This is a genomic window from Streptomyces sp. AC512_CC834 (assembly GCF_019049325.1).
GTDB lineage: Bacteria > Actinomycetota > Actinomycetes > Streptomycetales > Streptomycetaceae > Streptomyces.
The window spans coordinates 1-14,349 of record NZ_JAGMUO010000114.1; the positions used below are offsets into that span (position 1 = coordinate 1).

The window sequence follows — 14,349 nt, forward strand, 5'->3', positions numbered from 1 at the left end:
GGTGTGGGGGCGCGGTTGGTGGCGGGGGTGGTGTTGGAGCGGGTGCGTGGGTGGCTTGCGGATGAGCGGGTGCTTGCGTCGCGTCTGGTGGTGGTGACGCGTGGTGCGGTGGGTGTGGTGCCGGGTGATGGTGTGGATGTGTCGGTGGCGGGTGTGTGGGGTGTGCTGCGTGCGGCGCAGGCGGAGAACCCGGGCCGGCTGACGGTGCTGGATCTGGATCCGGGTGCGGATGACGGTGTAGGGGTGGTGGCGGGTGCGGTGGCTTCGGGGGAGGCGGAGCTCGCGGTGCGCGACGGTCGGGTGTTCGTCCCGCGTCTGGTCCGCGCTCTCCCGTCCGCCACCACTGACACCGCTGACGCCGACGCTGACGTCGACGGCACCGGTACCACTGCTTCGTTGTCGGGTGGTGCGGTGTTGGTGACGGGTGGGACGGGTGGTCTGGGTGCGGTGGTGGCCCGGCATCTGGTGGTGGCGCGTGGGGTGCGGGATGTGGTGCTGACGAGTCGGCGTGGGGCGGGTGCTCCGGGTGCGGCGGGGTTGGTGGCGGAGTTGGAGGGTGCCGGGGCGCGGGTGGAGGTGGTGGCGTGTGATGTGGCCGACCGGGAGGCGGTCGCCGGGCTGTTGGCGGGGTTTGACGGTGCGGGGCGCCGGTTGCGGGGTGTGGTGCATGCGGCCGGGGTGATGGACAACGCGTTGGTGCAGGACATGGACGGGGTGCGGCTGGAGCGGGTGTGGGGGCCGAAGGCGGACGCGGCCTGGTATTTGCATGAGTTGACGGCGGGGATGGATCTGGCGGCGTTCGTCATGTTCTCGTCGGCGGGTGGGATGGTGCTGGCGGCGGGTCAGGCCAACTATGCGGCGGCGAACACGTTCCTGGACGGTCTGGCGCAGTTCCGGCGCAGTCGTGGGCTGCCTGCCACCTCACTCGCCTGGGGCCTGTGGGCTACCGCCACCGGCATGAACCAGGCCCAGGAGGACGCCGAGATGCGGATGGCGCGGCTTGGTCTTCCGGCACTGCCGGTGGACGAGGCGCTGACGCTGCTGGACGCGGCTCTGGACCGCCCCGGTGATGCGGTGCAGGTGCCGTTGCGGATCGACACCGCCGCGCTGCGCGGCCAGACGACACTGCCCGCGCTCCTCCAGGGGCTGGTCCCGGTGGCGCGCCGTACGGCCGCCTCCGCCACCGGAACCGCGGACTCACTGCGTGCTCGGCTGACGGGTCTCGACGACGCCGAGCAGACCCGGGTACTGACGGAGGCCGTACAGAAGTACTCCGCCTCGTTGCTGGGCCACGGCTCGGTGGACGCGGTGGACCCGGAGCGCGACTTCCTGGAGGCGGGCTTCGACTCGCTCAGCGCCATGGAACTGCGCAACAGTCTCAACGCGGCCACGGGTCTCCGCCTTCCGGCGATGGTCGTCTTCGACAACAAGAACCCCGCCGCGCTCGCCCGTTTCGTACAGGACGAGTTCGCGCACTCCGCCGCCGGATCGCCGGAGGGCGAGACGTACGGCGGCGGTGCGGGCAGGCCCGGGGACGCCGACGACGCGGCGTCGGACACGCTGAGCGCGCTGTTCCGCCGGGCGGTCATGTCGGGCCCCATGGCGAAGGCGTTCGATCTGCTGGCCGCGGTCGCCGACGTGCGTCCCAGCTTCTCGTCGGTGCGGGACCTAGGTGCGGCGCCGCCGCCGGTGAAACTGGCCGAGGGGCCCGGCAGCCCCCGGTTGATCTGCGTCAGCACGCCCATGGCCACCGGCGGCGTCTACCAGCAGGCCCGCCTGGCGTCGTACTTCCGCGGCGTGCGGCAGGTGTCGGCGGTGCCCGTTTCCGGCTTCAGCTCCGAGGAGCGGCTGCCGGCCACCGCCGAGGCGGCCGTCGAGGCTCTCGCGGAGAGCGTGCTGGTGGCGGCGGACGGCGAGCCGTTCGTCGTCGTCGGATACTCCGCGGGCGGGCTCCTGGCCCACGTCACCGCCCAGTACCTGGAGACGGTCAAGGGCGTCGCACCGGCCGCCGTGGTGCTGCTCGACAGCTACCGGGCCGACAGCGGCCGCAACGACCTGGACGAGGGCATGGTGCTCAGCATGCTGGAGAAGGAGTCGACCCTCGGGCGGTTCGACAGCTACCGGCTGTCGACGATGGGACGGTACGTGGAGCTGGTACCGAAGCTGAAGACGGAGCCGCTGGACGCACCCGTACTGTTCGTGCAGTGCACCGAGTCGTTCTCCCTGCCCGGTACCGAGGACACGACGTCGTACGAGGACGACTGGCAGGCGAAGCCGTGGGATCCCGCGCACGACGTCCGGACGGTGAAGGCGAACCACTTCAGCATTCTGGAGGAGTCGGCCGAGGACACCGCCCGGATCATCGAGGAGTGGATCACTACAACGCTTTGAATCCTCCCCTCCCTGAAGGGGGAGGGGATTCCTGGCTCGGGCCGCCTCCTGGAGCAGCGCTCCAGGAGGTCTTGTGCCCTCAGCGTCAGCGCGTGCGACCTTCTTGCGGGCCTTCGCCGGTTCCGTACAGGCGCGCCGCCGCGGAGACCGCAGGCCACGATCCCAGACGCCGGTTGCAGCAGGCGACAGACGAACGCGCCCTCGACGACGCCCGCTCTCCAGCACGCACACTGATCTGGCGCGTACAACGGCTCTCGCAGAGGCCCGCTCCAAGTCGGCAAGCTCAGGCGGCACGCAGCACCGTCCTACGCCCCGTAACTCTCCCGCAGCCTGCGACAACGGCCACACCCACCGATACCTCTCGGCCTCGGCGGAGGTGATCAGCCCTGGGCGGGCACTCTCAGCGGGAGCGGGGTCAAGTGCTTCTTCCCGACCGGAGCTGAGAGAGGACCTGCGCGACCGGCAAGTCGTACTGGTCCTTGTCCTGCTCCCAGCACGAAAGGGCCCGAGCCGTAGCCTCGGCCATGTCGGCGGGAAGGTCAGCCGCCCGGAGAGTATCGGCGACCTCTTCCATCTCGGGCGCCCAGCGCCAGGCCCGGGCAGCCACGCTCGGCAGGTACCCCGGATCGGAGAGGATCACAGAAACCATGATCTCGGCTTCAGCTATGAGCTGGTCGCCGACTCCATGGGCGTGTGCGAGCGCGTGGGAGACCCCTGCGAGAGTACGAGCGGCCTTCTGGTAACTGGCGAAGGCCATCTTCAGGGCGGAAGCGGAACCGATGGCCTCGCCTGCCCGGCGCACATCCAGCGAAGAGTTCGCGAACAGCGGCTCCACCAGGTCGACGGCGGAGCCGACCCCTGCGAGATAGAGCCGTGCCATACGACCTTCACCTGGCGGCGGACCGAAGACGGCGCCGTCTACGACCTCGGAGCCGGGGCGGATTTCCTCCGCGATGCGCTGCACGCGCTGGGGACTGATGGCATTGACATCGACGTACGCCCCAGCGAAGGCGTGCGCAGCCACGGCCGCTGCCACGTCCTCCGCCGCCTGCGGTGGGCAGACCGAGAGAACGACCGCGCTATGGGCCAGCGCCTCCGCGAGCGAGTCGCAAGCTGTGGCACGAACCTCCCTCGCGCGGCGCCACGTGCTCTCACTGCGTTCCTTGGGCACCCACAGCACCTCATGGCCGCCGGCGACAAGCTCGGCGGCGACCGCCGCGCCCATGGATCCAGGGTGCAAGACGGTCACGACGGTCACTGGCTGCCTCCGGCGAAATGCGACGTGGGGGTGTTCCTCATCAACATGATCCGCTGCCGTAGAGCAACAACGGCGGAGGATTGGGCACCTGGCTCGGACGGGCCTGTCGCCGATAAGGCACGAGTTCCGCCTGCCTCGTGACGGCCCTTCCGGGCGGGACAGGGGACACGGCTGTGGGACCCCTGTCCCGGCAGCTCGCCTCACGCGCAAGCCGCGTCATGGGTACCGTGCTGGAGACGAACTCTGTACGGACAGACCGGCGATCGCGCCGGATCGTCCGGCGGCCGGGAGGTGTCCTGATGCTGGAGGAAGCCGAGGAGATCGGCAAGCGCGTTCGCAGGGCGAGGCTGCGGTTGGGTATGCCACAGGCCGACCTGGCGAGGGCCCTGGGGAAGTCGCAGGGCTGGGTGTCGAAGATGGAACGTGGCCTGATCGAGCTGGACCGGGTCGGGCTGCTCAACCAGGTGGCCGCAGAGCTGCACGTCCATCCGAACGACCTGATCGGGCGCCCGTACAGCAGCTCTCCCGACGACAACCAGTGGCAGGTTGCCGCCTCGTCGATCCTGCGCGAGCTGCGCCGCTACGACCTCGTCCCCGTCTTCGATGGGGCTCCGCGACCGGCATCACAGCTCTGGCGTGAAGTGACGCGGCTGCACCGCCTGCGGGACACCGCCTCCAACGTTGCGATTCTCCGAGTTCTCCCGGATCTGTTTCGCGAGGCGCGCGCTCTGGCGGAGGACTCGGAGGGGCACGAGAGGGAGGAGGCCTATGCCATCTATGCCGTGTGCTGCAAGTTCGCGCACACCGCCGCCCACGCCCTCGGGCACCCCGAGCTGGTTGCCATGGCCTGCGAGCGGGCCGCATGGTCAGCCAGGTTGTCGGGAGATCCGGTGCTGCCCGCCGTCGCCGACTGGATGAGGGTCTGGGACATGTGGGCAACGGCTGACTGGGCCGACGCTCTGACGCTCTCGGACAAGGCGATCACCTCGATGGAACAGGAGTACGACCGTGGCGAGCCGCTGGCCGTGCGGGCCTGGGGCACGCTTCAACTGCGGGCTGCGGTCTCTGCCGCTCGAGCCGGCCGCGCCTCGGAGGCCGAGGACCGGATCGGACACGCAAAGGACGCTGCCGAACGCATGGACGCGTACGTCGGGGCGCCGGTGTACGACCGGCATTCACTGACGTTCTCCGCCGGGAACGTGCAGATCCACGCGATCAGCGTGGCTCTGGAAATGGGCGAACAGGGCAAGGCACTGGAGATAAACCGCCGTACCAGCCCAGTACTGGTCGGGTCACTGCCCAACTCCCGTCAGGGACACCATCACATGGACGTCGCGCGCGCCTGGCTGTGGGACGGGAACCGGGGAAGGGCCCTGGCCGAACTGGAGACAGCCGAGCGGATCGCGCCCCAGCTCGTACGGAACCACCCCATCGGCCCGCTCGACGCTTCGCAGCATCGTCTACGCGGAACGAGCAGTCACGCGCGAGAGGTTGCGGCGCATGTCCGACCGCTTTCACCTGGACGGATAGGGGTCGTATTCCTCCGGCTCATATTCGAGGATTGTCCTGTCCCTAACTTCAGGACATGACGCGACGACGTTCTCCCCACCTCCCCTCCCAGGGAGCCGGGTTAGGTACGGCAGCACCCTTCGTTCCCCGGCTCGGCGACCTCGCCTCCGACAGTGCCCGCGAAGACCGTGTGGGAGTCGTGGTCGCCCTCCCTGGCGAGGGCTCCGCCACGACCTACCACCTGCGCCCGCCCGGCGGCGGGACCCAGTGGTCCGCGCCCGCCGACGGGACGACGCTCAGGCCCGTGCCGGTGAAGGCCACCCACGCCACGCTGCTGGCCGGCCGGGACGCGGTCTACGATCCGAGGGCGCAGCAAGGGTCGGTTCCCGTCGAGTTCCACTTCGATGACGGCTCGACCCTCGACGGCGCGCTCATCCTCACCTCTGCTGAGCTGGAGCGGTTGTACGCGCAGACCAGCCGCCTCCTCGACGCCCACGAACGCGTCCTCGGCGGCACCTCGTGACGGCGGCCCGACGCCACCACGCCCGAAACGCCGCGTCCAGAACCGCACGGTCCGACCGCGAGGGCCGACTCGCGCTCACGTTCCTGGCCGTCGCCGACCGGGTCGGCCCGGCCTGGGCACTGCGTGAGCACGCCGGCCCGCTCCTCGAAGGCGCCGGCCACCGGCCCTCCGCCATCACACCGGACGCGAGCCTGCCCTCCGACCGCTGAGGCCGCTCCCGACACCGAGGCCGTATGCCTGCGCTCGGCCGCCAGGGCCTCCCACGCTGCTCTCTCGTCGAGCGGCGCTGAAGAACCGTCCCGCTCAGCGCGGTTTCGGCCGCCCGGAGCGGGACGGCCTGCACCCCGTCAGCCATCTGGAACATCCACGCATGATTCTCCAGGGAGGGATCGTGGACATCCCGTACATCGTCATCGACCAGCTCGTCCCCGACCAACAGCAGGTCTGGAAGACGTACTTCGGCGACGCCGACCGCCCCCGCTACATCGAGGAAGGCATCTGGCGCCGCACCCGGGAGAAGGCCACCGCCGGCCAGTCCGGCTGGGCGGCCTCGGACGACGCCCGGCGGCGGATCATTCACTACCGCTACCGGTACGGCTTGGTCCCGACCACTGCCGCGCCGGCCATCGGCTTGACCGACCTGTACCTCTTTCACTCCGTGTCCGCCCCGGCCGACGAGATCGACGCGCACCACGACGCCCTGTGGGATTCGCTCGCCACTGGCGGCTGGAAGGAGGCCCCCGGTGGACTCTTATGGACACGGCGGGATCTGAAGTGCCGGATCACCGAGCACGACGTCCACCCCCAGGACGCCGCTGCGGGCCGCATCCTCCCAGCCGGCTACCGGAGCCTGGACGTGCAGATCGCCTCTGTGTCCTACGCAGCGCCGCCCGCTGTGCGGCAACTGCCGTGGAACGTGCTCTCCACCGGAATCCGGTTCAAAGACCGCCCCGGCACGCCGACCCGCGTGCCGACCCTGTCCGTACTCGCGGACCTGCGACCGTTCCAGGTGGAGATCGGATGCGGTACGTCGGTCGAGGCGGGGATCCCGCCCCTGCACCGGCTCCACGAGATCTACCGAGTCACCGACCGCCAGGGCCACGAGCCGCGGGAGCACCGCTTCACCCTCTCCCCGACAGCGGACACCCTCCTCCACGAGGTGCTGACCGAGCCGGAGGAGAAGACTGCGGAATTCGTGGAGATGTTCCGCGCCTGTTTCCTGGCCGAGCCGACCCCGGCCATGTGGGCGCTGAAGGAACTGAAGGACGCCGGGCACCTCGTCGGTCCGGTCATCACGAACAACTTCGACGTGCTCGCCGCGCGCGCCGGGCTCGACGAGTGCTTCATGCGCCGGTACGACCAGGCCGTACCCGATGTCGAGTGGGTCGACGGCGCCAAGGCCCTTCTCGTCGTCGGCCTGCATGCCGACCGACGCAAGGTCCAGGCCCGCGCCCGGGAACGCGGCATGCAGGTCGTCTACCTGGACCCGGAGGGCTTCTGGCGCGACGGCCAGTTCCTGTCATACCCGCTGGAAGGACCCCAGGACGGCGACCTGGTGTGCCGGGCAACCGCCGCTGAGGCGCTGCCCGCACTCGTCAATCTGCTGAAACAGCAGACTGGTTGATCCACCTGCACGAAGAGGGCCCTGCCGGGTGTTGGCGCTAGCGTGACGCACCCGGCCGGCCCGGACTCCCCGGGCGGGCGAGAGGCAAGGAAAGGAGCGTCGACCCCATGCGCGTATCCGTCATCGGTTGTGGACACCTGGGCATCCCCCACGCCGCTGCCATGGCCGAGATCGGCCACGAGGTCATCGGCGTGGACCTGGACCAGGCGAAGATCGATCGCCTCAACGCCGGCGAGTGCCCCATCTACGAGGACGGCCTGCCCGAACTCCTCAGCACCCACACCGCCACTGGACGGCTGCGGTTCACCACCAGCCTCGCGGAGGCGGCCGAGTTCGCCGACATCCACTTCCTCGCCGTGGGCACGCCGATCGACGCGGACGGACGGAGCTACGACACCGGGCAGGTCTTCGGTGCTGCCCGCGCTCTCGCCCCGCATCTGACCCGCCCGACCGTGATCATCGGCAAGTCCACGGTCACCGTCGGCACCTCCCGCGATCTCGGTGCCCTGCTCGCGCGTCTCTCCCCGGCCGGTGAGGACGTGGAGGTCGTCTGGAACCCGGAGTTCCTGCGCGAGGGCCACGCCATCGAGGACACCCTGCGCCCTGACCGGATCGTCGTGGGCGTGCCGTCGGCCCGCGCGGAGGACGCTGTACGCCAGGTCTACGCACCTCTCCTGTCGAACGGGATCCCGCTGTTCGTGACCGATCCCGCCACCGCCGAACTCATCAAGGGCGCCGCCAACGCCTACCTCGGCATGAAGATCTCCTTCATCAACGGCGTCGCCGACATGTGTACCGCCGCCGGAGCCGATGTCCAGCAGCTCACCGAGGCCATCGGCCTGGACCCCCGTATCGGTCGCGGCGGACTCAACGCCGGCCCCGGTTATGGCGGCGGCTGCCTTCCGAAGGACGTTCGCGCCTTCACCGCCTCGGCCCACACCCTCGGGGCCGCCGAAGCAGCAACCCTTCTGCGAGCCGCCGAGGAGGTCAACGAATCCCGGCCCACCGCCGCGCTGAGGCTCATCGAGCAGACTCTCGGCCGACCGGTCGACGGTGTACGCATCACCGTCTGGGGCGCCTCCTTCAAGGCCGGAACCGACGACGTCCGCGAATCCCCGGCCCTGGCGATCGCCGCGCTCATGCACCAGCGCGGAGCGACCGTCACCGTCCACGACCCGCACGCTGTGCCCACAGCACTGCGCCGACACCCGGAGCTCGACTACGCCGAAGCCCTCGACGACTCCGTCCAGGGCGCCCAACTGATCGTCCTGGCCACCGAGTGGCCCCACTTCCGCGAGGCCGACCCCAAGGCCCTCGCCCCACGGGTCACGGACCCGGTCCTCGTCGACCTCCGCAACCTCATCGACGCCGACGCCTGGCGCATGGCCGGATGGACCGTACGCCAGCTCGGACGCCCCACACAGGAATAGCCCAAGCCATCGAACCGGAGGTCCGCCGTGGACACCCTGTGGGACAACATCGAGAAACTCTCCGCCGTCTGCCGAGCGGCCGGCGCCCACCTGCCTGACGAGGAGCTCAAGGCCCTCCAGGTCGGCAAAGTCGCCGAGGAGGCCGGCGAGGCCATGCACGCCCTGCACGGGCTGAAGGGCCTCACCACCTGCGGCGACGACCACGCCTGGGACGAAGTCCAAAACGACCTCGTCGGCGCCGTCATCGCAGCCCTCCTGGCCATGCACTACATCGACCCCACCGGCGCCCGCGCCACCTTCGACGAAATCCTCCACCGCCGCACCCGCAGGGGCCGCAAGGCCGCCACATTTGCATCCACCTGACGATCACCTGACCTGCCGTCGGCCGCACCCCCAGATGCGGCCGACGGCGATGTTGCGGGCACGAGCCGCGTCAGGCACCTGATTCCAACACCCGCACAACCTTCTCTGCGTCATCAAGACGCACTCGGCGGGTTCCGTCGCACTGGCAGCCCTCGTGCCCCATCCCTGCCCAATGCGAAGTCACAGGTCAGATCCCCTATAACAGATCAAGGACCGTCAATTCCTCGGCGCAACCCCATGACAGCGTGACGCCGGCGCCGCCGTGCCCGTAGTTGTGCACGACCACAGCGCCGTCTTCCCGCCGGTCGGCCTCCACCCGGACCGTGGCCCGGGTGGGCCGGGCACCGATCCGATGCGCCAGAACGCTGGCTGAGGCAAGACGGGGTTCGACCTCGGCGCAGCGGGCGAGGATGCCGACTGCCGCCTTGTCGTCGGGGGCCAGGCCACCCTCACCGTCGATGGCCGTGCCGCCCAGGACGACGGTGTCGCCGTGGGGGTAGAAGCACAGCAGGTCCGGTGAGAGGCCGGTGTCCTCGGAGAAGAACTCGGTCAGCCCCGGGTTGGAGACGACGACGTGCTGGCCGCGGATGGGCCGAAGGTCAGGGTCCGGCAGTAGATCCTTGGCGCCGAGGCCCGTGCAGTTGACGATCACGGTGGCCGGACCGGTGTCCGCGAGCGAGGCCAGGCGGCGCCGCTCGACTGTTCCCCCGGCGGCATCGAGCCGACGCAGGAGGTAGCCGAGGTAGGTCGGCATGTCGATCAGCGGCACAGTGAACCGGTAGCCGGCCGAGAACCCGACCGGCAGTTCGGCCCGTTCGCACGGCCGGAAGCCGGGCAGGGTGGTGGCCCAGTCCGGCGGGGTCTCGGCCGTGCGGGACGCCTCAATGCCGCTGGTGAGCCGGACGCCCGACGACGGGTCCTCGGCCAGCTCGCGGAAGATCTCCAATGACCGTTGTCCCCACTGGTCGACCTTGTCCTTCGGTTCGACCAGGTAGGGACCCCACATCGCCCCGGCAGCCAGCGAGGTGACGCCCGGCACCTCCTCGGCGATGACATGCACCGAGACTCCGGCCTCGGCGAGAACGACGGCGGTGGTGAGCCCCGCCACCCCGGCCCCGACAACGACAACTCGCTCCCCTGCGGCCATGATCCTGACCCTAGCGGCCGGGTGGCGCCGACGGGGCGTGTTGAGTGAGGGCGTTCTCCAGGGTCGGGAGGAAGCTTCGCACGTGGGTGTTGCGCTGTCGGCGGCGCAGGTCTGCGGCGAGCTGGTGGAGCAGGGCCGCGCTGCGGGGCGAGCCCACGACGTCGAGGCGGTCGGTGACGACCTGGCCGAGCGCGCAAGCGGCCTCCAGATCACCACGGGCGCTGCGGCCCAGGGCCAGCCAGGCCCCTTCGAACATGGCCCTGCGCTGGCTGGGGTCACCGCACGGTGCCTTGCCTGGCAGATGTCCCAGGTGGCGCGGGAGGTATGCGGCCGGGCGGCCGCACACCTCGCCGGCCGCCTCCTGTGGACGCCGGCCTCGCCTTGCCCCTACTTGAACACTTCGAGTTCGCTGTCGAGGATGTCGAAGAGTTCGTCGGCGGACGCCTCCGCGAGGTCCGCGTCCACGGTGGGCGCCTCGGTCTCGAACAGCAGCTCGGTCAGGTACCCGGCCAGGTCCGCGGCGGACGGGTGGTCGAAGACCAGCATCGGGGGCAGGTTCCGGCCGGCCAGGGTGACCATACGGTTGCGCAGCTCCAGCGCGCTGAGCGAGTCGAACCCGATGTCCAGGAAGCCCCGCTCGGGGTCGATCGCCTCGGGGGTGGCGTGGCCAAGCACCTCGGCGGCCTTCGCTCGCACCATTTCCAGCATGCGGCGGTCGCGCTCGGTCGCGGGCAGCCCGGACAACAGGTCCACCGCTGTGACGGTGTCGGAGCCCGTCTCGGCGCGGACTGCCCTGCGGACCGGGCCGCGGACGAGACCACGCAGCAGCGCAGGCATCTCACCTGTACGAGTCCGCAGTACGGCGGTGTCGACCCGCATCGGAACGATGACGCTCTCGCCGTTCGCCAAGGACGCGTCGAACAGGGCGAGCCCTTCCTCCGCGCTGAACGCCGGCAGTCCCTGCCGCCGCATGCGCTCCAGGTCGGCCTCACTCAGCTCCCGGCTCATGCCGGAGTCGATGCGCCAGGCGCCCCACGCCATGGACGTGGCGGGCAGCCCCTCGGCACGGCGGCGAACCGCCAACGCGTCGAGGAAGACGTTGGCGGCCGCGTAACCGGCCTGCCCCTGGGCCAGAACCATGCCGCCGGACGAGGAGTACAGCACGAACATCGACAGGTCGCTGTCCTTGGTCAGCTCATGCAGGTGCCAGGCCGCGTCCGACTTCGGCCCGAAGCCCTCGTCGAGCCACTCCGGCGGCCAGGTGGCGACCATGCCGTTGTGCACCACACCCGCCACGTGCACCACGCCGGTCAGCGGGTGGTCCCGCGGTACGACGGCGAGCAGGTCCTCCAGCGCCCGGCGGTCGGACACGTCGCACGCGACGACCGTTGCCTCGGCCCCGAGTTCGGCCAGCTCCGCGACGAGTTCGTCGGCGCCGGGTGCCTGCGGGCCGCGCCGGCTGGTCAGCAGCAGATGCCGTACGCCGTGCTCGGTGACGAGGTGGCGGGCCAGCAGCGCGCCGAGGCCGCCGGTACCGCCGGTGATCAGGACCGTGCCCTCCGGGTCCGGCCTCGGACTCGTCCCGGGCGGGTCCCCGGCCGTCGTCGCCCTCACCAGCCTGGGCACGAGAACACCGCCCGCCCGGATCGCGGCCTCGGTCTCCCCCGACGCGATCACGCCGGCCAGCACGTTCCGGGACTCTGCGGTGTCGTCCACGTCGACGAGGACGAACCGGCCCGGGTACTCGGCCTGCGCCGCGCGCACCAGTCCCCACACGGGAGCTTGAACGAGGTCAGCGATCTCGCCCTCACCGGCGGACACCGCGTTGCGGGTGACCACCACGAGCCTGGAGTCGACGCACCGGTCGTCCGCCAGCCACTCCTGCACCTTCGCCAGCACGTCATGGCTCGTCGCGTGCATGGCGTCGAGGAGACCGGCATCCGCCGCCCGGCAGTCGTAGACCACGACGTCCGGCACCGACTCGGCGCTGAACGCATCGGCCCAGGCGAGCTGGGAGGTGCCGTCCTCCGTGTCCGCCGCCGGGACGGCTGTGAAGGGCGTCCAATCCACACGGAAGAGGGACTGGTCGGTGTGGTCACCGGCGGACCTGAGCTGCTCGGCCGAGACGGGCCGGAAAGCCAGCGACCGTACGGAGGCCACAGGCGCTCCGGAGGCATCGGCCAGCTCCATGGCCACCGTGCTGGAGTCGTCGCGCAGCAGGGCCACCCGCAGGGCGTTGGCACCCGCCGCGTGCAACGTGACGCCTCCCCAGGAGAAGGGCAGCAAGGTCTGCTCGTCACCCTCCTCACCAAGGCTCAACGCGTGCATCGCCGCGTCCAGCAGCGCCGGATGCAGGCCGAACCGTTCCGCCTCGGCGTGCTCCTCCGTGGGCAGCGCGACCTCGGCGAAGACGTCGTCGCCGCGTCGCCAGGCCGCCCGAAGACCCTGGAAGGCGGGACCGTAGGCATATCCCTGGCGCAGCAGCAGGTCGTACATACCGCTCACGTCGACGCGCGTGGCTCCCGGCGGCGGCCACTGTGTGAGGTCGGCGGACGGCGTCACTGCGTCCTCCACGAGGGCGCCCACACCGTGCAGGGTCCAGGGCACATCGGCCGCGGCATCCGCGGCGCGTGAATAGATGTGCAGCGCCCGTCGGCCTTCCGCGTCCGGTGCCCCGACTGACACCTGGACCTGAAGTCCCCCGCGCTCGGGCAGGATCAGGGGGGCCTGAAGGATCAGTTCCTCCAGTACGGGGCAACCGACCCGCTCACCCGCGCTGACCGCCAGTTCCACGAAGCCGGTGCCGGGCAGCAGGAGGCTGCCGAGTACGTCGTGGTCGGCGATCCAACGCTGCGAGTCCAGGGACAGCCGACCGGTCAGCACCACACCTTCCGTCTCGGCAAGGGCCAACGACGCCCCGAGCATCGGATGGTCCACGTCGTGCTGCCCCACGGCCGACACGCCCAGGCTCACACCGGCGTGCGCGTCGATCCAGTAGCGCTGTCGCTGGAAGGCGTAGGTGGGCAGGTCGACGCGTTCAGCACCGCGCCCGGCGTAGAAGGCGGTCCAGTCGACAGTGCCGCCCGAAGCGAACACCTGCCCCAGCGCCGTCACGGCCGTCACATCCTCCGGACGGTCCTTGCGCAGCACGGACGCGAACGTGACGTCGTCGGCGTCCGTGTCGAGGGTCTGCCGGGCCAGACCCGTCAGGACCGGATCCGGACCGCACTCCACAAACCGCACCACACCCTGCCCCTGCAGGGCAGCAACCCCGTCGGCGAACCGGACGGCCTCACGCACATGCCGCACCCAATACTCCGGGTCCGTCAACTGCCCCGCCACCGCCAGGGCACCCGTCACGTTGGACACGACGGGCAGGGACGGCTCCGCATACGACAGCGACGCCACCACCCCACGGAACTCCTCCAGCATCGGCTCCATCAACGGCGAATGAAACGCATGCGACACCCGCAGCCGGGACACCCGCCGACCCAGCGTGGTGAAGTGCTCCGCCACGGCATCGACATCGGCCTCGGTGCCGGACACCACCACAGACGTCGGCCCGTTGACCGCGGCGATCCCGACACCGTCGGACAGCACCGGCAGGATCTCTGCCTCGGTGGCCTCCACCGCCAGCATCGCTCCGCCCTCGGGCAGCGCGTCCATCAGCCGGCCCCGCGCCGCCACCAACGTCGCCGCGTCCTCCAGGGACAGCACCCCCGCCACATGCGCGGCGGTCACCTCACCAATCGAATGCCCCGCCACGAAGTCGGGACGCACACCCCAGGACTCCACCAGCCGGAACAACGCCGTCTCCACCGCAAACAACCCCGCCTGCGCAAACACCGTCCGGTTCAGCAGCCGGGCATCCTCACCCCACACCACCTCACGCAACGACCGCCCCAGCAGACCGTCCAACCGCCCACACACCGCATCAAACGCCGACGCGAACACCGGGAAGGCGTCATACAGTTCCCGGCCCATCCCCAGCCGCTGACTCCCCTGCCCCGTGAACAGCACAGCCGTCCGGCCACCCGCACGCGCCCGCACCACCGAGCCTTCCACCCCGCCCAGCGCGGTCAGCAGCTCGTCGCGGTCCCGGCC

At 70.3% G+C, this 14,349-nt stretch carries 10 protein-coding genes and 1 pseudogene; 7 read left to right on the forward strand and 4 right to left on the reverse strand.

The annotated features are described in order from the left end of the window. A partial coding sequence (locus tag KUM40_RS35960) for a type I polyketide synthase (protein ID WP_254396200.1) occupies positions 1 to 2,391 on the forward strand: 2,391 nt, incomplete at its 5' end. A gap of 415 nt (positions 2,392 to 2,806) precedes the next feature. On the opposite strand, the gene KUM40_RS35965 is transcribed toward KUM40_RS35960, so the two are convergent. Further along, positions 2,807 to 3,649 (reverse strand): NAD(P)-dependent oxidoreductase, encoded by an 843-nt coding sequence (locus KUM40_RS35965; protein WP_217170522.1) that lies wholly within the window; start codon positions 3,647 to 3,649, stop codon positions 2,807 to 2,809. 299 nt (positions 3,650 to 3,948) lie between these two features. On the opposite strand from KUM40_RS35965, the pseudogene KUM40_RS35970 reads away from it, so the two are divergent. From KUM40_RS35970 to KUM40_RS35995, 6 genes and pseudogenes are all read left to right on the forward strand, one after another. Beyond that, positions 3,949 to 5,179: pseudogene (locus KUM40_RS35970) on the forward strand (helix-turn-helix domain-containing protein). Between the two features lie 178 nt (positions 5,180 to 5,357). Further along, positions 5,358 to 5,681, forward strand: a complete 324-nt coding sequence (locus tag KUM40_RS35975) for a hypothetical protein (protein WP_308401309.1) — start codon at positions 5,358 to 5,360, stop codon at positions 5,679 to 5,681. Continuing rightward, a complete protein-coding gene (locus KUM40_RS35980) occupies positions 5,678 to 5,890 on the forward strand; it encodes a hypothetical protein (protein ID WP_217170523.1) in 213 nt (70 codons plus the stop codon). The genes KUM40_RS35975 and KUM40_RS35980 overlap by 4 nt, the downstream gene beginning before the upstream one ends. A 161-nt stretch (positions 5,891 to 6,051) precedes the next feature. After that, entirely contained in the window at positions 6,052 to 7,305 is a 1,254-nt protein-coding gene (locus KUM40_RS35985) for a hypothetical protein (protein ID WP_217170524.1), read from the forward strand. A 107-nt stretch (positions 7,306 to 7,412) separates the two neighbouring features. Then, on the forward strand, positions 7,413 to 8,735 hold the full coding sequence (locus KUM40_RS35990) for a UDP-glucose/GDP-mannose dehydrogenase family protein (protein WP_217170525.1): 1,323 nt from the start codon (positions 7,413 to 7,415) through the stop codon (positions 8,733 to 8,735). A 27-nt stretch (positions 8,736 to 8,762) separates the two neighbouring features. Further along, a complete protein-coding gene (locus KUM40_RS35995; RefSeq protein ID WP_217170526.1) occupies positions 8,763 to 9,098 on the forward strand; it encodes a MazG-like family protein in 336 nt (111 codons plus the stop codon). A gap of 196 nt (positions 9,099 to 9,294) precedes the next feature. Here KUM40_RS35995 and KUM40_RS36000 read toward each other — a convergent pair whose 3' ends face one another. The 3 genes from KUM40_RS36000 to KUM40_RS36010 all read right to left on the reverse strand — a co-directional run. Further along, a complete protein-coding gene (locus KUM40_RS36000) occupies positions 9,295 to 10,245 on the reverse strand; it encodes an FAD-dependent oxidoreductase (RefSeq protein ID WP_217170527.1) in 951 nt (316 codons plus the stop codon). A 10-nt stretch (positions 10,246 to 10,255) separates the two neighbouring features. Beyond that, entirely contained in the window at positions 10,256 to 10,501 is a 246-nt protein-coding gene (locus KUM40_RS36005; protein WP_254396201.1) for a hypothetical protein, read from the reverse strand. A gap of 131 nt (positions 10,502 to 10,632) precedes the next feature. Beyond that, the coding region (locus KUM40_RS36010) for a type I polyketide synthase (RefSeq protein ID WP_254396202.1) at positions 10,633 to 14,349 on the reverse strand (3,717 nt) is incomplete at its 5' end.

Coding starts and splice junctions, on each gene's coding strand:
- KUM40_RS35985 (WP_217170524.1), top strand. CDS start 6,052: ATGATTCTCCAGGGAGGGATCGTGGACATCCCGTACATCGTCATCGAC.
- KUM40_RS35990 (WP_217170525.1), top strand. CDS start 7,413: ATGCGCGTATCCGTCATCGGTTGTGGACACCTGGGCATCCCCCACGCC.
- KUM40_RS36000 (WP_217170527.1), bottom strand. CDS start 10,245: ATGGCCGCAGGGGAGCGAGTTGTCGTTGTCGGGGCCGGGGTGGCGGGG.
- KUM40_RS36005 (WP_254396201.1), bottom strand. CDS start 10,501: ATGTTCGAAGGGGCCTGGCTGGCCCTGGGCCGCAGCGCCCGTGGTGAT.